This window comes from Streptomyces sp. NPDC056224 (assembly GCF_042267665.1).
Taxonomy (GTDB): domain Bacteria; phylum Actinomycetota; class Actinomycetes; order Streptomycetales; family Streptomycetaceae; genus Streptomyces.
Map to the genome: position 1 here is coordinate 87,701 of NZ_JBHJTK010000018.1, position 18,039 is coordinate 105,739.

General features: G+C 73.1%; 17 protein-coding genes. 2 read left to right on the forward strand and 15 right to left on the reverse strand.

Annotation, left to right across the window (positions count from 1 at the left end):
• Window positions 1-21: 21 nt before the first annotated feature.
• The 8 genes from ACFCZ1_RS21600 to ACFCZ1_RS21635 form a co-directional block, all read right to left on the reverse strand.
• On the reverse strand, window positions 22-1,023 hold the full coding sequence (locus ACFCZ1_RS21600) for a TIGR03842 family LLM class F420-dependent oxidoreductase (RefSeq protein ID WP_376679889.1): 1,002 nt from the start codon (window positions 1,021-1,023) through the stop codon (window positions 22-24).
• Between the two features lie 12 nt (window positions 1,024-1,035).
• A complete protein-coding gene (gene hydA / locus ACFCZ1_RS21605; RefSeq protein ID WP_376679890.1) occupies window positions 1,036-2,436 on the reverse strand; it encodes a dihydropyrimidinase in 1,401 nt (466 codons plus the stop codon).
• A gap of 10 nt (window positions 2,437-2,446) precedes the next feature.
• A complete protein-coding gene (locus ACFCZ1_RS21610) occupies window positions 2,447-3,742 on the reverse strand; it encodes an aspartate aminotransferase family protein (RefSeq protein WP_376679891.1) in 1,296 nt (431 codons plus the stop codon).
• On the reverse strand, window positions 3,739-4,581 hold the full coding sequence (locus tag ACFCZ1_RS21615) for a nitrilase-related carbon-nitrogen hydrolase (protein ID WP_376679892.1): 843 nt from the start codon (window positions 4,579-4,581) through the stop codon (window positions 3,739-3,741). Before ACFCZ1_RS21615 ends, ACFCZ1_RS21610 begins: the two co-directional genes overlap by 4 nt.
• Before the next feature lie 167 nt (window positions 4,582-4,748).
• Entirely contained in the window at window positions 4,749-6,695 is a 1,947-nt protein-coding gene (locus ACFCZ1_RS21620; RefSeq protein WP_376679893.1) for a hypothetical protein, read from the reverse strand.
• A 45-nt stretch (window positions 6,696-6,740) separates the two neighbouring features.
• Window positions 6,741-7,121 carry a PPOX class F420-dependent oxidoreductase gene (locus ACFCZ1_RS21625; RefSeq protein WP_376679894.1) on the reverse strand — a complete coding sequence of 127 codons (381 nt, stop codon included), beginning with the start codon at window positions 7,119-7,121 and terminating at the stop codon, window positions 6,741-6,743.
• Window positions 7,122-7,130: 9 nt separating this feature from the next.
• Window positions 7,131-7,307, reverse strand: a complete 177-nt coding sequence (locus ACFCZ1_RS21630; RefSeq protein WP_376679895.1) for a hypothetical protein — start codon at window positions 7,305-7,307, stop codon at window positions 7,131-7,133.
• A gap of 68 nt (window positions 7,308-7,375) precedes the next feature.
• The gene (locus tag ACFCZ1_RS21635; RefSeq protein ID WP_328928552.1) at window positions 7,376-7,627 is read right to left on the reverse strand and encodes a helix-turn-helix transcriptional regulator; all 252 of its coding nucleotides are present in this window, start codon (window positions 7,625-7,627) and stop codon (window positions 7,376-7,378) included.
• A 64-nt stretch (window positions 7,628-7,691) separates the two neighbouring features.
• Between ACFCZ1_RS21635 and map the strand changes: the two genes are divergently transcribed.
• The gene (map, locus tag ACFCZ1_RS21640) at window positions 7,692-8,459 is read left to right on the forward strand and encodes a type I methionyl aminopeptidase (RefSeq protein WP_376679896.1); all 768 of its coding nucleotides are present in this window, start codon (window positions 7,692-7,694) and stop codon (window positions 8,457-8,459) included.
• A 60-nt stretch (window positions 8,460-8,519) separates the two neighbouring features.
• Here the strand turns inward: map and ggt are convergent, their stop codons facing one another.
• Complete coding sequence (ggt, locus tag ACFCZ1_RS21645) at window positions 8,520-10,328, reverse strand: gamma-glutamyltransferase (protein ID WP_376679897.1); 1,809 nt, start codon at window positions 10,326-10,328, stop codon at window positions 8,520-8,522.
• A 100-nt stretch (window positions 10,329-10,428) separates the two neighbouring features.
• On the opposite strand from ggt, the gene ACFCZ1_RS21650 reads away from it, so the two are divergent.
• Complete coding sequence (locus ACFCZ1_RS21650; RefSeq protein ID WP_376679898.1) at window positions 10,429-11,157, forward strand: hypothetical protein; 729 nt, start codon at window positions 10,429-10,431, stop codon at window positions 11,155-11,157.
• Here the strand turns inward: ACFCZ1_RS21650 and ACFCZ1_RS21655 are convergent.
• The 6 genes from ACFCZ1_RS21655 to ACFCZ1_RS21680 are packed head-to-tail and all read right to left on the reverse strand — an operon-like array spanning window position 11,117 to window position 17,927.
• Window positions 11,117-12,388 carry a cytochrome P450 gene (locus ACFCZ1_RS21655; protein ID WP_376679899.1) on the reverse strand — a complete coding sequence of 424 codons (1,272 nt, stop codon included), beginning with the start codon at window positions 12,386-12,388 and terminating at the stop codon, window positions 11,117-11,119. The two genes, ACFCZ1_RS21650 and ACFCZ1_RS21655, sit on opposite strands and share 41 nt — an antisense overlap.
• A 57-nt stretch (window positions 12,389-12,445) precedes the next feature.
• A complete protein-coding gene (locus ACFCZ1_RS21660; protein ID WP_376679900.1) occupies window positions 12,446-12,970 on the reverse strand; it encodes a hypothetical protein in 525 nt (174 codons plus the stop codon).
• Window positions 12,967-14,412 carry an ATP-binding protein gene (locus ACFCZ1_RS21665; protein WP_376679901.1) on the reverse strand — a complete coding sequence of 482 codons (1,446 nt, stop codon included), beginning with the start codon at window positions 14,410-14,412 and terminating at the stop codon, window positions 12,967-12,969. The genes ACFCZ1_RS21660 and ACFCZ1_RS21665 overlap by 4 nt, the downstream gene beginning before the upstream one ends.
• Window positions 14,413-14,421: 9 nt before the next feature.
• A complete protein-coding gene (locus tag ACFCZ1_RS21670) occupies window positions 14,422-15,105 on the reverse strand; it encodes a response regulator (protein WP_376679902.1) in 684 nt (227 codons plus the stop codon).
• A gap of 39 nt (window positions 15,106-15,144) precedes the next feature.
• Window positions 15,145-16,821, reverse strand: a complete 1,677-nt coding sequence (gene murJ / locus ACFCZ1_RS21675) for a murein biosynthesis integral membrane protein MurJ (protein ID WP_376679903.1) — start codon at window positions 16,819-16,821, stop codon at window positions 15,145-15,147.
• Window positions 16,818-17,927 (reverse strand): lipid II:glycine glycyltransferase FemX, encoded by a 1,110-nt coding sequence (locus tag ACFCZ1_RS21680; RefSeq protein WP_376679935.1) that lies wholly within the window; start codon window positions 17,925-17,927, stop codon window positions 16,818-16,820. The genes murJ and ACFCZ1_RS21680 overlap by 4 nt, the downstream gene beginning before the upstream one ends.
• Between the last annotated feature and the right edge of the window lie 112 nt (window positions 17,928-18,039).

Sequence of the window (18,039 nt, forward strand, 5' to 3'; positions counted from 1 at the left end):
GGCCCGGTCCGGGCCCGGGCGTCAGGATCTGAACACCGGGATGACGTGCGTCCCGTAGGCGTCGATCGTGGCCTCCTTCGCGTCGTGCATGTCGTAGAGGGCGAACTGGTCGACGCCGAGGTCGCGCAGGGCGCCCAGCTTCTCGATGTGGGCCTCGGGCGGGCCCAGCAGGCAGAAGCGGTCGATGATCTCGTCGGGGACGAAGTCCGTGGACGGGTTTCCGGCGCGGCCGTGGTGGCTGTAGTCGTAGCCCTGGCGGGCCTTGATGTACTCGGTGAGTTCGTCGGGGACCATGCCCGAGTGCTCCCCGTACCGGCTCACCAGGTCGGCGACGTGGTTGCCGACCATTCCGCCGAACCAGCGGCACTGGTCGCGGGCGTGGGCGAGGTCGTCGCCCACGTACGCCGGGGCCGCCACGCAGATGGTGATCGACGCCGGGTCGCGGCCGGCCGCCGAGGCGGCCTCCCGGACCGACTTGACCATCCACTCCGTGAGGTAGGGGTCGGCGAGCTGGAGGATGAACCCGTCCGCCTTCTGCCCGGCCAGGGCGAGGGCCTTCGGGCCGTACGCGGCCATCCACACCGGGAGCTTGCCGTCGCGGATCCAGGGGATGCGGATCGGATTGCCGTCGACGACCGCCTCCCGGCCCTCGGCGAGGTCGCGGATCACGTCGATGGCCTCGCCGAGCCGGGCGAGGGTGTTCGGCGCGCGCCCGGCGACCCTCATCGCCGAGTCCCCGCGCCCGATCCCGCACACGGTGCGGTTGCCGAACATGTCGTTGAGGGTGGCGAAGGTGGAGGCGGTGACCTCCCAGGTACGGGTGCCCGGGTTGGTGACCATCGGCCCGACGTGCAGTTTTCGGGTGTGCTCCAGGATCTGGCTGTAGATGGCGAACGGCTCCTGCCACAACACGGCGGAGTCGAAGGTCCAGCCGTAGCGGAACCCGTTGCGCTCGGCACGGCGCATGAGACTGATGACCTGCGAAGCCGGTGGATCGGTTTGCAGGACGAGGCCGAAGTCCATGACGGACACTCCTTACAGGTACTGGCAGGTGGAGCGGGGGACGAAGACCCCGTGGCCGGCCCGGCCGGTGTACTCGCGCCGGTCGATGACGAGTTCGCCGCGGGAGAGCACGGTGTCGACGCGTCCGGTGATCCGCTTGCCCTCGTACGCCGAGTAGTCCACGTTCATGTGGTGCGTCTCGGCGGAGATGACCTGCTCGGCGTGCGGATCGTAGAGGACGATGTCGGCGTCGGAGCCCGGCGCGATCGTGCCCTTCTGCGGGTAGATGCCGAACATCCGGGCCGGGGTCGCGCAGGCGATCTCGATCCAGCGGCGGCGGCTGATGTGCCCGTCCACGACGGCCTGGTGGAGGAGGTCCATGCGGTTCTCCACCCCCGGCAGCCCGTTGGGGATCTTGGAGAAGTCGCCGCGGCCCAGTTCCTTCTGGCCGCGGAAGCAGAACGGGCAGTGGTCGGTGGAGACCACCTGGAGGTCGTTGGTCCGCAGCCCCCGCCACAGCGCCGCCTGGTGCTCGCGGGGGCGCAGCGGGGTGGAGCAGACGTACTTGGCGCCCTGGAAGTCGGGCTCGGCGAGGTTGTCGGTGGACAGGAACAGGTACTGCGGGCAGGTCTCCCCGAAGACCGGCAGCCCCTTGTCGCGGGCGGCGGCCAGCTCGGCCACCGCCTCCTCCGCCGAGACGTGGACGACGTACAGGGGGGCTCCGGCGACCCGCGCGAGCTGGATGGCGCGGTGGGTGGCCTCGGCTTCGAGGAGCACCCTGCGGACCTCGCCGTGGTGGCGGGGGTCCGTCTCGCCGCGGGCCAGGGCCTGTTCGACGAGGACGTCGATGGCGATGCCGTTCTCGGCGTGCATCATGATCAGCCCGCCGTTGGCGGCGCCGCGCTGCATGGCGCGCAGGATCCGCCCGTCGTCGCTGTAGAAGACGCCCGGGTAGGCCATGAACAGCTTGAAGGAGGTGACGCCCTCCCCCACCAGGAGGTCCATCTCCTTGAGGGTGCCCTCGTTGACGTCCGAGAGGATCATGTGGAAGGCGTAGTCGACGGCGCACTTGCCGTCGGCCTTGTCGTACCAGGTGTCGAGTCCCTCGCGCAGCGAGTGGCCCACGCTCTGCACGGCGAAGTCGACGATGGTGGTGGTGCCGCCCCAGGCGGCGGCCCGGGTCCCGGTCTCGAAGGTGTCCGAGGCCGAGGTGCCGCCGAAGGGGAGCTCCATGTGGGTGTGCGCGTCGACGCCGCCCGGGATGACGTACTTCCCGCTCGCGTCGATCGTACGGCCGGCCGTCCAGGCCTCGGCGGCCGTGGAGCCGTGCGCGGCCAGGGCCGCCACGCGGCCGTCCTCGATCAGGACGTCCGCGTGGAGTTCGTCGGCGGCGGTGACGACCAGGCCGCCGCGGATCAGGGTGCGGATGCTCATGGAAGTCCCCCTACTGGATGCTGCGGAGCGCCTGTTCGAGGATCTCGGCCCCCTCTTCCGCCTCGGCGACGGTGAGGGAGAGCGGCGGCGCGATGCGCAGCACGCTGGTGTTGTGGCCGCCGCCCTTGCCGATCAGCAGGCCGCCCGCGCGGGCGGCCTCCAGGACGGCCGCGGCCGCGTCCGGGTCGGCCCGGTCGGTCCCGGGCCGGGTCAGCTCCAGGCCGGCCATCAGGCCGCGGCCGCGCACCTCCCGTACGGCGGGCACGTGGGCGGCGATCGCGCGCAGCCGCTCCAGCAGCAGGCCGCCGACGCGGCGGGCGTTGCCCTGGAGGTCGTGTTCCAGCAGGTACGCGAGGTTGGCGGCGCCGGCCGCCATGGTGACCGGGGAGCCGCCGAAGGTGGAGATGGAGTTGGAGTCCAGGCAGTTCATCACCTCGGCGCGGGCCACGACCCCGCCGATGGACATGCCGTTGCCGATGCCCTTGGCGAAGGTGAGGATGTCCGGCGGGCCGTTCTGGGCGTGGGCCTGCCAGCCCCAGAAGTGCTCGCCCGTGCGGCCCCAGCCGGTCTGCACCTCGTCGCTGATCCACAGGATGCCGTGCCGGTTCAGGATCTCGCGGAAGGCCCCGTACAGCCCGTCGGGCGGGGAGGTGAATCCGCCGACGCCCTGGATCGGCTCGGCGATGAGCGCGGCCACTCCGCCGCGGGCCTGGCCGAGTACGTCTTCCAGGTCGGCCACGGCGGCGGCGGTGAACTCGCTGTCGGAGAGCCCCGCGAAGGGACCGCGGGTGCGGACGGCGCCGTGTACGTAGTACGTCTGGAGCGGCGAGAGGCTGGTCGGGGACCAGCCGCGGTTGCCGGTGACGGAGACGGTGGAGAAGGACCGGCCGTGGTAGCTGTTGCGCATCGCCAGGATCTGGTTGGAGCGGCGGTACGTCGTCGCGAGCAGCAGGGCGGTGTCGTTGGCCTCGGTGCCGGAGGTGGTGAAGAAGACCCGGGCGTCGGGGATGCCCGACAGCGCGGCGACCCGCTCGGCCAGTTCGACCATCGGCCGGTTGAGGTACAGGGTGGAGGAGTGGATGATCCTCCCGGCCTGCTCGGAGATGGCCTTGGTGACCTCGGGCAGGGCGTGGGCGGTCATCGTGGTGAGGATGCCGCCGAAGAAGTCGAGGTAGCGGTTGCCGTCGGCGTCCCAGACGTGGCGGCCCTCGCCGTGGGTGAGCTCGATGGGGCGGTCGTAGTAGAGCGCGAGCCAGTCGGGCAGGACGGTGCGGTGGCGGCTGTGCAGGGGGATCGGGTTGGTCACGGCTGTACGAGCCCTCCGTAGGCGTCGGGGCGGCGGTCGCGGTAGAAGGCCCACTGGTCGCGGACCTCCTTGATCAGGCCGAAGTCGAGGTCTCGGACGAGGAGTTCCTCCTCCTTGTCGCTGGCGACCTCACCGACGAACTGGCCGCGCGGGTCGACGAAGTAGCTGGTGCCGTAGAAGTCGTTGTCGCCGTACTCCTCCTGGCCGATGCGGTTGATCGCGGCGATGAAGTACTCGTTGGCGACGGCCGCGGCCGGCTGCTCCAGCTGCCACAGGTACGCGGACAGGCCCCGGTGGGTGGCGGACGGGTTGTAGACCAGCTGGGCCCCGGCCAGGCCCAGTGCGCGCCAGCCCTCGGGGAAGTGGCGGTCGTAGCAGATGTAGACGCCGACCCGGCCGACGGCGGTGTCGAAGACGGGCCAGCCGAGGTTGCCCGGGCGGAAGTAGTACTTCTCCCAGAAGCCCCTGACCTGGGGGATGTGGTGCTTGCGGTACTTGCCGAGGTAGCTGCCGTCGGCGTCGATGACGGCAGCGGTGTTGTAGTAGAAGCCTTCGGACTCCAGCTCGAAGACGGGTACGACGATCACCATGCCGGTCTCGCGGGCGAGGTCCTGCATGCGGCGGACGGTCGGGCCGTCGGGGACGGCCTCGGCCCAGCGGTAGTGCTCGGGCTCCTGGACCTGGCAGAAGTAGGGGGCGTTGAAGACCTCCTGGAACCCGATGATCTTCGCGCCCTGGGCGGCGGCGCGCCGGGCGTGCTCCTCGTGTTTGGCGATCATCGATTCGGTGTCTCCGGTCCAGGTGGCCTGGACCAGCGCGGCGCGGACGACTTGGGCCATGAGCTGCTCCTCGCGACGGGAACGCCGAGTTCTACGCACGTAGACGATATGCGTAGGGAGTAGAACGTAGGCGTCGTCACACCGTGGGGCAAGACCGCCGTGCACGGTTGGAGTAGTCGATCAGGTTGCGTCACTCCGCGGTCGACAGCGGTCGGGAGACGGGCGGTTTACGCCGTGACGATCCCCGCCACGCGCAGGGCGTGGACCAGGTCGCGGTGGCGGGTCGAGGACAGGTCCGCGGCGGCCCGGAGCAGGCGCGGGGCGAACCACGGCGGATCGCGGCGGGCGAGGGCGGCCGCCTCTTCCGCGGTGCGGACCTGGACGAAGGCGCCGAGCAGGGCGTCGGCCTCCCGCGTCCGGCCGGCCGCGCCGAGGGCGAGCGCCGCGTCGGCGATCTCGGCGGTGGGCCGGGCCGCGCCCTGGCGCAGCAGGCGGTCGCAGTCGGCTTCCCGGCCGGCCTCGCCGAGGGCGGCCGCGGCCGCCGCGAGCCGCCCGGGCGGCAGCGAGCCCGCCTCCCACAGCAGGGTGGCCCAGTCGGCCGCGAGTCCGGCGCGCGCCAGCTGGTCGGCGAGGCCGGGCAGCCGGTCCGCGGGCCAGGCCGTGATCTCGCAGAGCAGCGCGTGCGCCTCGCCGCCGCGCCCCCTGGCGCGCAGTGCGATGAGTTCGGCCACGACGGCCCGCGTGCTCCGCGCCGGGGGCGCGGGGAACGTGTCGGCCCCGGGTGCCTCCTCCCCCGGTCCAGGGCCGGTTGCCGTGCGGCCCCCGGCCGCGGTCATCGCCCCGTCGTCCCGCTCGGCCGGTCGGGTCGCCCGGCCACGGCCGGATGCCGGGTCGAACCGGTGGCCCGCCCCCCGGGCGGCCGGGTCGCCGTCCGTCGGCGCGCCGCCCGTCGCGCCGACGGCCCGGGCGCCCCGCGGGGCCGGGAGTCCGGGCTCCGGGCGGCCGAAGCGCGCCCCGCGCGGAGCGGATCCGGAATACGGCACGCCCAGGGCCGGGTCACCGTCCGGATGGCCCGGCGGCGGGGTGAAGGCCGTGGGTGCGGGCGCCGCCGAGCCCGCGTACCGAGCGCCCCCGGCCCGCCGCGCGCCGCGCAGCCACCGCCCCTCGGCCCGCCCGACCGGCGCCTGCGCCTGTGCCTCCACCTCGGCCTGGGCTTCGACCGGGGGCCGTGCCTGCGCCTCGTCCTGGGCTTCGGCCAGGGGCCGGGCCTGCGCCCGCGCCTGCGCCTCGGTCTGCCCCTCGGCCGGGCTCCAGTCCTGCACCTGCACTTGCGCCTGAGCTCTGGCCTGTACCTCGGCCTGACCTTCAGCCGGGGTCCAAGCCCGCGCCTGCCCCTCTGTCTGGCTCCAGTCCTGCACCTGCGCCTGGACTTCGGCCTGGGCCTCCCCCGGGCTCCAGTCCTGCACCTGAGCACTGGCCTGCGACTGTGTCTGCCCCTGCCCCTCGGCCGGGGTCCAAGCCCGCGCCTGCCCCTCGGCCCGCACGTCGGCCGGGGGCCGGGGCTGGGGCTCGGTCCGGGTGTGGGCCCCGGACTGCTGGGGCTGGTTCCGGGGGTCGGACGGGACCGGCCGAGGCTGTGGCCCGCCGGGCCACACCGCCTCGCCCGGGGCGCCGGCCCGCAGGGCCGCGAGGCGCGCCGAGACGTCCTCATGGCGTGACGCGGCGCGGGCCGCGTCGTCCTGGGCCCAGGAGAGCTCCCGGGCCAGGGCGTCCGCCTCCGCCGGGTCGGTGGCGCGGCCGAGCCGGGCCGTCAGGCTCCGCAGGGCCTCCCGCGCGTCGGCCCGCTGCGCGGCCGCCGCCGCGTACTGGGTCCGCAGCTCCTCCAACCCGCCCGGCAGCCTGTCCCACGCGGTGACCGCCGCGGCCCGCAGCCGGCCGGCGTATACGGTCTCCTGCCCCGCGATCTGCTCGCCCCGCGCCTCCGCCAGGTCCCGCAGGAGTGACTCCACCACGTCCCACGGCGGTATCGCGGCCCCGTCGAGACAGGCCCGCAGAGCCTCCGGATCCCGGCGCAGGAACTCCCCGTACCAGCCTGCTCCGGGATCCAGCCTCTGGGTCAACCCGCGCAGGTATCCAGCTAATTGACTGATCGTCAGCGAAGTCGCGGTCTCCATGACCGCATTGGATCCCATCCGTGTTACAGGCGGGCTACGAGCACCTCAAAGCTTGACGGCGATCGCGGTGTGCGGCCGGCGCCCCCGCCGCACCACCATGGCGGGCACGTCCACCGCCCAGAACTGCCACGTGTACTTGCGCGACATGAGCCCCCGCACCCGCCGCAGCCCCGCCTCGTCGAGCAGCCGGGCCTCGCCCTCCCGCACCGGCGCCCCCTCCTCGACGCGCCCGCGCACGTCGCAGGGGGTGACGGTGACCCGGCCGTCGTTGCGGATCCGCTTGACCTTCCACGAGTCGCTGCGCGTCCACACGTACAGCTCTCCACCGTCGGCCACCGCCCACACCGGCGTCGCCACGGGTGTGCCGTCCTTGCGGAAGGTGGTGAGACTGACGTACTTCGCCCTGCCCAGTTCTTCGACATCCATGACCCGACCCTAAGGGCTGCCGCGCCATCCCCGGCCGGGCCCGTCCTCGCGCAGGACCACGTCCTGCGGCTCCCCGGCCCGGGCCCGGCCGTCGGGGGCGACGCAGGCGGCGAGCAGCAGGCCGCCCGCGAGGAGCGCGCCGAGGAATCCGAATCCGAGTTGCTTGGACGCGTTCGAGGCCGACACGCCTTCACACGTGCCCCGCGCGCCCGCGGCCCCACCGCCGATTGGGCCGATCGGCCGCGGGCCGGACCTCAGACGGGCACCAGGGAGCAGCGCCGCATCACGTCATCCAGGGAGAGGCCGAGGACCTCTGCGAGGGCGGCCACCGTGAAGAAGGCGGGGGTGGGCGCGCGGCCGGTCTCGATCTTGCGGAGGGTCTCGGCCGAGAGCCCGGCTCCGGCCGCGATCTCGACCATGCTGCGCGCGCCTCGCGCCTCGCGCAGCAGGGCGCCCAGGCGCTCGCCGCGTTCGCGCTCTTCGGGAGTCAGGGGGGTACGGACCATGCCCCCATCCTACCGCGCCCACCAATAACTATCCCGTTAAAGTTATACCGGTATAGTTATTGGCATGGTGGAACTGAAGACAGAACAGTCGATCGACGAGATGCGCGCCGCCGGCCGCGTCGTCGCACACGCCCTCGCGGCCGTACGGGAGGCCGCTCGGGTCGGGGCCTGCCTGCTCGACCTGGACCGCGTGGCGCGCGACGTGCTCCGCGAGGCGGGCGCGGCCTCGCCCTTCCTGGGCTACCGCCCGGAGTTCGCGCCGGTGCCCTTCCCGGCCGTGATCTGCACGTCGGTCAACGACGCCATCGTGCACGGCATCCCCGGCGCGTACCGGCTGCGCGACGGGGACCTGGTCAGCGTCGACTGCGGGGCCAGGCTCGGAGGCTGGGTCGGGGACGCGGCGGTCAGCTTCACCGTCGGCCGCCCCCGCCCCGCCGACCTGCGGCTCATCGCGACGGCCGAGGCCGCCCTCGCCGCGGGTATCGCGGCAGCGGTGCCCGGCAACCGGATCGGCGACATCGCCCACGCGGTCGGTACGGTCTGCCGCGCCGCCGGATACGGCATCCCCGACGGCTTCGGCGGCCACGGCGTGGGCCGCCGCATGCACGAGGACCCCGGCGTCCCCAACGAGGGCCGGCCGGGGCGCGGCATGACGCTGCGCCCCGGCATGGTCCTCGCGATCGAGCCGATGCTGACCGCGGGCGGTACGGACGAATACACCTGCGACGGCGACGGCTGGACCCTGCGCACCGCCGACGGCAGCCGCGCCGCCCACGCCGAGCACACGGTCGCGGTCACCGCCGACGGCCCCAGGATCCTCACCGCTCCTTAGGTCCTGTCGTCGAACCGGCGCGGGTCGGGCGGCGCTTCGACGCCAGGTCCCGGTGCTTCCCTACGGCTTGCCGTGCGGGTGGACGACCATGGCCGAGCCGCCGCCGCGGCGGCTCGTCTCGGCCGCCGCCAGCCAGCGCCCGTCCGGCAGGCGCTGCACACCGGTCGCGGCGCCGATCTCCGGGTTCTGCCGGAAGCCCTGCCCGATCGCCTCCAGTTCGGCGCGCAGCGGGCTGTTCCACAGGCCCGGCTCCAGCTCGGTGGTGGTCTGGTTGCGCTGGCTGGCCCGTGGCGCGGCGATCGCGTCGACCAGCGGCAGGCCCCGGTCCAGGTGGCCGATCAGGGTCTGCAGGACGGTGGTGATGATGGTGGCACCGCCGGGGGAGCCCACCGCGAGCACCGGTCGCCCGTGCTCCAGCACGATGGTCGGTGACATGGACGAGCGCGGCCGCTTGCCGGGGCCGGGCAGGTTCGGGTCGGGAACACCCGGCGCGATCGGGGCGAAGGAGAAGTCGGTCAGCTCGTTGTTGAGCAGGAAGCCCCGGCCCGGGACGGTGATCGCGCTGCCGCCGGTGGACTCGATCGTCAGGGTGTAGGAGACCACGTTGCCCCAGCGGTCGGCGACCGTCAGGTGGGTGGTGTTGTCCCCCTCGTAGGCGCTCGGCGCGGCCGTCCCGGTGGTGGCGCAGGGTACGGGGTCGCGCGGGTCGCCGGGGGCCAGCGGACTGGTCAGCGCCCGGTCCGGCTTGATCAGGCAGGCGCGCGAGTCGGCGAACCGCTGCGAGAGCAGCTCACGTGTCGGCACGTCCTCGGCTGCCGGGTCCCCGACCCAGCGGCCGCGGTCGGCGAAGGAGATCCGCGAGGCCTCGATGAAGCGGTGCAGGTACTGCGCCTCGGACAGTTTCGAGAGGTCGGTGCGCTCCAGGATGTTCAGCGCCTCGCCGACAGTGGTGCCGCCGGAGGAGGAGGGGGCGATGCCGTAGACGTCCAGGCCCCGGTAGCTCACCTGCGTCGGGGCCTGCCGCTTGGTCCCGTACGCCGTCAGGTCGCCGGCGGTCAGGTCGCCTGGCCGGACGTTGCGGGTGGCCGCGGGGTCCACCGGGGGCTTGCGGACGGCCTGGACGATGTCGTCGGCGATCGGGCCCCGGTAGAGCGCGCCGGTGCCCTTGCGGCCGAGTTCCGCGTACGTGGCGGCCAGGTCCGGGTTCTTGAAGGTGGAGCCGACCACCGGCAGCGCGCCGCCCGGCAGGAAGAGCTTCGCGGTGTCCGGGAAGTCCTTGAACCGGGCCTGGTTGAGCTCGGTCTGGGCGCGGAAGGTGGAGTCCACGGTGAAGCCGTCGCGGGCCAGCTTCTCGGCGGGCTTCAGCAGCTGCCCGAGCGGGCGGCTGCCCCAGGAGTCGAGGGCGCTCTTCCAGGTGGCGGGGGTGCCGGGGACGCCGACCCCGCGGCCGCTGGTCTGTCCCTCGGCGAAGGGGATGGGGACGCCGTTCTCCTGGAACAGCGAGGCGGTGGCCGTCGCGGGGGCGGTCTCGCGGCCGTCGATGGTGTGCACGCGGCGGGAGCGGGCGTCGTAGTAGACGAAGTAGCCTCCCCCGCCGATGCCGGACGAGTAGGGCTCGGTGACGCCGAGCGCGGCGGCGGTGGCGACGGCCGCGTCCACGGCGTTGCCGCCGGAGCGCAGCACGGCGATGCCGGCCGCGGAGGCGTCGGCGTCGACGCTGGCGACGGCCCCGCCGTAACCGGCGGCCACCGGCACCTTGACCGGGGTGGTCGCCGCGTCGGCGGCGGACGGCGGAGCGGCCGCCCCGGTGGACACCAGTGCCCCGGCGAGGGCGACGAGCACTAGGTGACGTGCGGCGGGACCACGCATCGGTACCTCCAGTCGACGGCCGGTCAGACCATGTCGCCGCAGCCTAACTTCACCGCACCCCCCGCGTCATGAAGGCCGAGTGACGGCTACCATCCGCCGCATGACCGATGACGTCCGCAACATCGTGCTCGGGGTGATCGCCACCGCGCTCAGCGGTGGGTTCGGCTGGTTCACCCGGACCTACGTCTGGCGGCGCGCGCTGCGCCGCAAACAGGCCTTCTTCGGGCTGCCCACCGGGGCCGACTGTCTGTTCGTGGTCAACCGCCAGATGGGCGGGAAGGATTCCTCCCTGCACCGCAGCGACGCCTTCGCCCTGCTGGAGATATCCGCACTGATCAAGGACTGCGGGGCGACCGTGCAGATCGTCACGCATGACGGGGCCCGCCAGGGCTTCGGCGAGCGGTCCGAGTTCTGTGTCGGCGGGCCGGCCTCCAACACCCGCACGACCGCGCACCTGGCCTCCCTGCTGCCGGGGGTGCGCACCGACGTCGGCCTCGAACAGGGCGATCCGGATCGCGGGGCCATCCGCGTGGGCGGGGAGACGTACCGCTGGGAGAAGGGCATGGTCGAGTACGTGCTGCTGGCGCGGCTGACGAACGGGCGGGGCTCCCGGCCGGTGTTCCTGCTGTCGGGACAGACCGCCAACAGCAACCAGGCCGCCGCTCGTTATCTGGCCAGGCACCATGTCCGGCTGGCCCGCAAGTACGGCGACGAGTCGTTCTGCGTCATGCTCAAAGTGATCAACTCTGATGCCTACGGACCCGATGTGACCGAGCTGGTGGCGGACGTCACCGAGGCGGCCCGGACACCCGTAGCGGCAGCCGTGTGATCCCGTTGATGAAGTTGGAGACCAGCCGCCGGGGCGGTCCCGCGAGTTCGGGCGGAGGCATGACCGCGCGCCACTCCTCGTAGAAGGTGCGCAGCTGGAGTCGGGCGAAGTGGGCTCCGAGGCAGACGTGCGGACCGTCCCCGAACGAGACGTGCGGGTTGGGCGTCCGGCCGGGGTCCAGGCGTGCGGGGTCCGTGAAGACGCGCTCGTCGTGGTTGGCGGAGGCGTGGAAGACCACCACCTTGTCCCCCGCCCGGATGCGCCGCCCGGCCAGCTCGGTGTCGACGGCCGCGGTCCGGCGGAAGCTGAGCACGGGCGGGTGCACGCGCAGGAGTTCCTCGACGGCACGGTCCGTCGGGACCCGGCCCTCGGCGAGCAGCCGGTAGGCCCCCGAGTCGCGGGCCAGCGCCAGCAGCCCGCCGGGCGCCGCGCTGCGCACGGTGTCGTTGCCCGCGACGGTGAGCAGGAAGAAGAACATCTCCAGCTCGGCCGGGTCGAGCCCGGCCTCGGCGAGGGCGGTCATCACGTCGTCGCCGGGGTGCGCGCGCTTGTGGGCGGCCAGTTCGCGGGCGTACGCGAACATCTCGCCGAGCAGTGCCGGGGAGCGCGGGTTCAGCGGCTTGCCGTCCGGGCCGAGCAGGGGTGCGGGCGCGTCCTCGGGATCCTGGTAGCCGATGATCCGTACGGTCCACTCCAGCAGCAGCGCCCGGTCGGCGGCCGGGACGCCCAGCAGGTCGGTGAGGTTCAGCAGGGCGTACTCGTCGGTGACGGTGCGCACCAGGTCGGCGGCTCCGTCCTCGGCGCCCTCCCGGGCGGCGGCGAGCAGGGCGCGGGCGCGGTCCCGTACCCGAGCGGTGAAGGCGTCGACCCGGGCCGGGGTGAAGGCCCGGGCGACCAGCCTGCGCAGCCTGCCGTGGTGGCCGGCAGCCTTGTCCGGGTCCTGGTTGAGCATGGTGCGGCGCAGGAAGGGCAGGTCGGCCGGGTCTGGGTCGCGGATCTGGGTGGCGCCCAGCCAGGAGGAGTACGTCCGGTGGTCGCGCAGGACGCGGACGACGTCGGCGTGCCGGGTGACGGCCCAGAAGCCGGGGCCGGCGGGCCAGCCCTGGATCTCCGGCTCCGGCTGCCAGGCCACGGGGTGCCGGTCGCGCAGCAGCCGGTAGCGCTCGTGGGGGATGCCCTCGGCGTAGAGGCGGGGGTCGAAGACGTCGGGAACGTCCGCGGCGTGGTCCATGGGGCCACCGTGACGGGTGGGTGGCCCCGCCCGCAAGGGCGCGGCCGGCCGCGCACGTCAGCGCTGCAGGTCGCAGTCGGCGGCCGGGAGGGCGGTGTCGATGCCCTGCAGGGCGACCGGGCTGAGGACGTCCGGCACGGCGGAGACGCCGACGGTGCACACCAGCTGGCTGCGGGCCAGGTCCGACAGGCCGCCCACGGCGAGCGGCACACGGATGGTGATCCCCTCGCCCGGCGCGTACTCGCTCACCCCCACCACCTCCAGCTGCGCGGCGGACAGCCGGGGCAGCGCCGTGGTGAGCCCCGCCTCCTGAGCCGGACCGCCGGGGCCGTCCAGCAGCAGCCGCACCAGCGACCTGGGCGCGATGGTGTAGCTACCGTCGACCTTGAACGGGACCGGGACGAGCCGGTCGCCCTCCTTGGAGACGAAGTACACGACGGCGACCTTGCCGCCGGGGCTCTTGACGGTGGCGGGATGGCCGCTCTCGATCACCCCGGTGGTCTTGATCCCGCATCCGGCGAGCAGCAGGGCGCAGCACGCCAGCGTCGCCGTGGCCCGGGACCTCGTCTTCCGCCCCGTCATGCGCTGGCCTCCAGCGGCATGTCGATCGTGAAGACGGCTCCGCCGCGAGGCCCGTTGCCCGCCCGGAGGGTGCCGCCGTGCAGGCGGACGTTCTCCAGGGTGATGGCGAGTCCGAGGCCACTGCCGGCGGAGCGGGTCCTGGCCGCGTCGGCCTTGAAGAAGCGGTCGAAGATGTGCGGCAGCACCTCCGGGGCGATGCCGGGCCCGCTGTCGGCGACGTCGATCAGCAGCCGCTCGCCGTCCTCGCCCGGTGCGGTGCGTACGGTGACGCGTACGGGGGCGCCGCCGTGCCGCAGGGCATTGCCGACGAGGTTGGCGAGGACCACGTCGAAGCGGCGCGCGTCGAGCCGGGCGCGCACGCCGTCCGGCAGCTCGGTGACGAGGCGTTCGTCGTCCCAGTGGCGTCGTTCGAGGGTCTTGCGCACGGCTTCGGCGATGTCCACGTCGTCGAGGTTGAGCTCGGCGGCCCGGGCGTCGAAGCGCGAGATCTCCATCAGGTCCTCGACGAGGACGGCCAGTTTGCCGGTTTCGGCGCTCACCAGGCGCAGGGCCTTGGCGGTGTCGGCGTCGAGGCGCGCGGCGTCCTCGTCCAGGACCTCGGTCACGGCGAGCATTCCGGCGAGGGGGGTGCGCAGTTCATGGGAGACGTCGGAGGCGAAGCGGCGGGCGCGGGCCTCCGCGTCCCGGAGCTCGCTCACCGACTGCTCCAGGGCGCGGGCGGTCTCGTTGAAGGTGCGGGCGAGTCCGGCGAGTTCGTCCGCACCCCGCACCTCGATGCGGGTGTCGAGGCGGCCGCGGCCCAGCCGCTGGGCGGCCCGGCGCATGTCCCGGACGGGCCGCAGCACGCTGCGGGCGGCCAGCAGCGCGGGGACGATGGCGATGGCCAGCCCCGGGACTGCGCCCTGCTTGGCGGCGTCGACCATGGCCTGCACGGTCTGCTTCTCGGTGGCGAGCGGGACGCTGGCGTAGAAGACGGCCCCGGTGGGTTCGGTGTAGCCGTTGTGCTCGAAGAGGGCGGGGACGCCGACCGTGAGCCAGGGGTTGCCGCGCTGGTCCTCGACGCGCTGGAAGGCGGTGTACTGGTTGCCGCGGACCCGGTCGCGCAGGCCGTCGGTGATCACGGTGGAGGTGGGCGTGCCGGGGTTGGTGGACACGCGCAGGCTGCCGTACTCGCCGAAGATGATCCACGGGTGGGGTTTGCCGCGCTTGCCGAGGTCGATGACGACCCGCTGCAGCTCCTGCTGGGTCAGGGGAAGGCGGATCTCCTGCTGCTCGACCTGGTCCCGCAGGGTGTTGACGGCGGTGTCCTGGGTCTGCTTGAGGATGGCGTTGCGCGCCTGCTGGTAGGTGAGGGCGGCCGTGCTCACCGCGCTGATCGCGGCGACCAGCAGGAAGGCCGCTATCAGCCGGGTGCGCAGCCCGAGCGGGGCTATCCGTCGCACCGCGTGCCCCTACAGGGGACCGAAGCGGTAGCCGAAGCCCCGCACGGTCTGGATGTAGCGGGGGCTTTGGTCGGGGTCCTCTATCTTGTGGCGCAGCCGGCGGACGCAGGCGTCCACGAGCCGCGCGTCGGCGTGGTAGCTGTGCTCCCAGACGTACTCCAGGAGCTGCTGGCGGGAGAAGACCTGCTCGGGAGAGGCCGACAGGTGCAGCAGGAGCTTGATCTCGCTCGGGGCGAGGGGGACGCGCTCGCCGTTCTTGGCGACGGCCAGCCCGGCGCGGTCGATGGTCAGTTCGCCGTGGTGCTCGACCTCGGGGCGGCTGCCCACCGGGTCGCTGAGCCGGCGCAGGACGGCCTTGACGCGGGCCTCGATGACCTCGGTGCGGGCGGGTTTGACGATGTAGTCGTCGGCGCCCGCCTCCAGGCCGATGACCACGTCGAAGTCGTCGCCGCGCGCGGTCAGCATGATGATGGGCACCTGGCTGGTCTCGCGGATGCGGTGGCAGACCTGCACGCCGTTCATCCCCGGCAGCATCAGGTCGAGCAGGACGAGTTCGGGGCGGAAGCTCGCCATCAGGTCGAGCCCCGCCTCCCCGGTCTCGGCGGCGCTCACCTCGTGACCGCGCCGGCGCAGGCCCAGGCCCACGCCCTCCCGGATGGAAGGGTCGTCCTCGATCAGCAGTACGCGTGGCATCCGGTCAGTATCCAGGGTGGTTCGGGGCTCGGCCTCCCGCTAACGGCCGGTCTTGCGCCGCAGGGAGTCCAGCTGGTCGGTGATCTCCGTCAGGCGCAGCGGCCCGGCAAGGAGAACGACGACTCCCACCAGGACGATGGTTCCCGCACCGACCGCGGCGAAGTCCCCGAACCGCTCGGCGGCGCGGGCGGCCGCGTACCCGGCGGCGGCCGCCGGTGCGCAGGCGGTCAGCAGCCGCAGGTGGGTCCGTACGGCGGTGGCGCGCCGTGCGCCGCGGGTGCCCGCGCGCGGGCCGAGCCTGCGGGCAAGGGTGTACGCGGTGATGGCGGCGCCGGCGGTGAAGGCGACGGAGGAGGCCGCGGCCATGCCGGTGACCGCCCAGCGCGGGGACAGCAGGAGGTAGGCGGCGCCCGAGAGCCCGGCGTTCAGGGCGGCGATGGAGAGGTTGAGGAAGAAGGGCGTGCGGGTGTCGGAGAGGGCGTAGAAGCCGCGCGAGAGGACGTACTGCGCGGAGAACGCGATCAGGCCGGGCGCGAACGCCGTGAGCATGCCCGCCATGACCGCGATGTCGGCGGCGCCGGTGCGCCCGTACCCGAAGACGCTGCCCGTGACCCAGGGGGCGAGGGCGGCGAAGACCGCGGCGGCGGGGACGACGAGGGCGGCGCTGGAACGCAGTGCGTAGGAGAGGTCCGCGCGCAGGGCGGCGAGGTCGCCGTCGGCCGCGGCCGAACTCATCCGGGGCATCAGGGCGGTCACGAGGGAGACCGTGATGATGCCCTGCGGGACGATCCACAGTTGGTAGGCGTTGCTGTAGGCGGTGTAGCCGACGCCCTCCGCGAGGCCCGCCTTGACCGCGAGGTCTCCGGTGGTGGTGGAGAGCCGGGTCACCACCCAGTAGGCGATCTGGTTGGTGAGGACGAGCATCACCAGCCAGCCCGCGTTGCGCAGCGGGCGGGTGAGGCCGCTGCCGCGCCAGTCGAAGCGGGGACGCCAGCGGAAGCGCGCGGCGCGCAGCGAGGGGACGAGGGCGAGGGCCTGGACGACGATGCCCGCGGTGGTGCCGATTCCGAGGAGCCGGGTCTCGGCGGCGGTGAGGCCGTCCGCCGCGCCGTGGGAGACGTACAGGAAGAGCCCGAAGACACCGATGATCACGACGTTGTTGAGGACCGGCGTCCACATCATGGCGCCGAACCGGCCGCGAGCGTTCAGTACCTGCCCGAGCAGGGTGAACAGGCCGTAGAAGAGGATCTGCGGGAGGCAGAACCGGGCCAGGGCGACGGTGGTGCTCTGCTGCGCCCCGCTGTAGGGGGTGTACGCGCCGACGATGAGCGGGGTGGCGAGGACCGCGACGGCGGTGAGCAGGACGAGTGCCACGGTGCAGGCGGTCAGCAGCCGGTCGGTGTACGCGGCCCCGCCGTCCTCGTGCTCCTTGGCGGCGCGTATCAGCTCGGGGACGAAGACGGCGTTGAGCGCGCCGCCGATGAGCAGCATGTACAGGATGTTCGGGACGGTGTTGGCGACGGCGTAGCCGTCGCCGAGCAGTCCGGTGCCCAGCGCCGCGACGACGACGGCGGAGCGGATGAAGCCGGTGGCGCGGGAGACGATCGATCCGGCCGCCATGAGCGCGCCGCTGCGCAGCACCGAGGTCTTCTTCGGCGCCGCGTGAGCGCCGCCTGCGCCGGGGGCGGCCGGCCTGGTGTCGGTGGTGGCCGTCACCTGCGGGCCAGGTAGGCCTGGAACGCCTTGTAGAGCACCGTGTTGGTGTATCCGTCCATCGGGGTCTCCCACTCGCCGAGCGTCTCGACGACCTGTCCGCCGGTGCCGAGCTTCCAGCGCAGCAGCCCGAAGGAACGTGCGTCGGGGTCGAGGGTGGAGGGTACCCCGCGCATGTCGTACTCGTCGGCCCCGAGGGCGTGTGCGTCGCAGATCATGCGCCACTGCAGGGCGTTGCTGGGCCGGACTTCGCGGCGGTGGTCGGCGGAGGCACCGGTCTGGTACCAGACCCGGTTCCCGGCGACGATCATCGTGTGGGCGGCGAGGATCTCGCCCTGGTGGACTCCCAGGTAGAGCCGCATCCGGCCGGGCTCCTCGGCGTTGAGGGCCTCGTACTGCTGCGCGTAGTACGACAGGGAGCGGCCGAGCCGGAAGCCGTCGCGCTCCTCGGTGATCCGCAGCAGCCGGTAGAACTCGGGCAGGTCGGCGGCGGTGCCGACGACCGTCTCCACACCCGCCTTCGTGGCCTTGCGCACATTGCGCCGCCACTCCTGGTTCAGTCCGGACCACAGGTCGTCGAGGGTGCGGCCCGCCAGGGGCACCCGGAAGACGTGGCGGGGCTGGGCGTCGCCGTCGTCCTCTCCGCCGCAGCGCTTCCAGCCGCGGGTGCGCAGCCGGTCGGCGAGGGCGGCGCCGACGGGGTCCACCTCGCTGGCGAGGACGTCGGAGATCTGCCGTCCGGGCCCGGCGGCGGCCTTGGCGGTGGCCGCGTCCCAGCGCCGGTAGGCGGGGGTGGGGCCGATGCGGACGGCGAAGGCGCCGGCCGCCTTGAGGTGGCGCGTCAGCGGGGTCAGCCAGCGGTCGATGTCGGGATCGGACCAGTCGGCGACGGGACCCTCGGGGAGGTAGGCGAAGTATTTGCGGGTGCCGGGGAATTGGCGGTAGAGAACGAGTCCGACGCCCGCTATCCCACCGTCGGGGCGGTGCCATCCGATTCTTTCGGAGCGCCACAGGTCCTTCACCTGGGCCCAGGAGGGGTACTGGAGAAAACTCGCCTGCCGGTGCTCCGCGAGGAAGCCCTGGTATTCCGGTAGAGACAGAGGGCGCATCGTCAGTTCCTGCTGCCGCTGCTGGTGTTGCGGGGAAGTGGTCGCGAGCATGCACATGACTTTCACAGCCCTCCGTGACCGAAGCGCGCGGCGATTGTGACCGGACGATGAC

Coding starts and splice junctions, on each gene's coding strand:
- ACFCZ1_RS21600 (WP_376679889.1), bottom strand. CDS start 1,023: ATGGACTTCGGCCTCGTCCTGCAAACCGATCCACCGGCTTCGCAGGTC.
- hydA (WP_376679890.1), bottom strand. CDS start 2,436: ATGAGCATCCGCACCCTGATCCGCGGCGGCCTGGTCGTCACCGCCGCC.
- ACFCZ1_RS21615 (WP_376679892.1), bottom strand. CDS start 4,581: ATGGCCCAAGTCGTCCGCGCCGCGCTGGTCCAGGCCACCTGGACCGGA.
- ACFCZ1_RS21620 (WP_376679893.1), bottom strand. CDS start 6,695: ATGGAGACCGCGACTTCGCTGACGATCAGTCAATTAGCTGGATACCTG.
- ACFCZ1_RS21625 (WP_376679894.1), bottom strand. CDS start 7,121: ATGGATGTCGAAGAACTGGGCAGGGCGAAGTACGTCAGTCTCACCACC.
- ACFCZ1_RS21635 (WP_328928552.1), bottom strand. CDS start 7,627: ATGGTCCGTACCCCCCTGACTCCCGAAGAGCGCGAACGCGGCGAGCGC.
- map (WP_376679896.1), top strand. CDS start 7,692: ATGGTGGAACTGAAGACAGAACAGTCGATCGACGAGATGCGCGCCGCC.
- ggt (WP_376679897.1), bottom strand. CDS start 10,328: ATGCGTGGTCCCGCCGCACGTCACCTAGTGCTCGTCGCCCTCGCCGGG.
- ACFCZ1_RS21650 (WP_376679898.1), top strand. CDS start 10,429: ATGACCGATGACGTCCGCAACATCGTGCTCGGGGTGATCGCCACCGCG.
- ACFCZ1_RS21655 (WP_376679899.1), bottom strand. CDS start 12,388: ATGGACCACGCCGCGGACGTTCCCGACGTCTTCGACCCCCGCCTCTAC.
- ACFCZ1_RS21660 (WP_376679900.1), bottom strand. CDS start 12,970: ATGACGGGGCGGAAGACGAGGTCCCGGGCCACGGCGACGCTGGCGTGC.
- ACFCZ1_RS21670 (WP_376679902.1), bottom strand. CDS start 15,105: ATGCCACGCGTACTGCTGATCGAGGACGACCCTTCCATCCGGGAGGGC.
- ACFCZ1_RS21680 (WP_376679935.1), bottom strand. CDS start 17,927: ATGCGCCCTCTGTCTCTACCGGAATACCAGGGCTTCCTCGCGGAGCAC.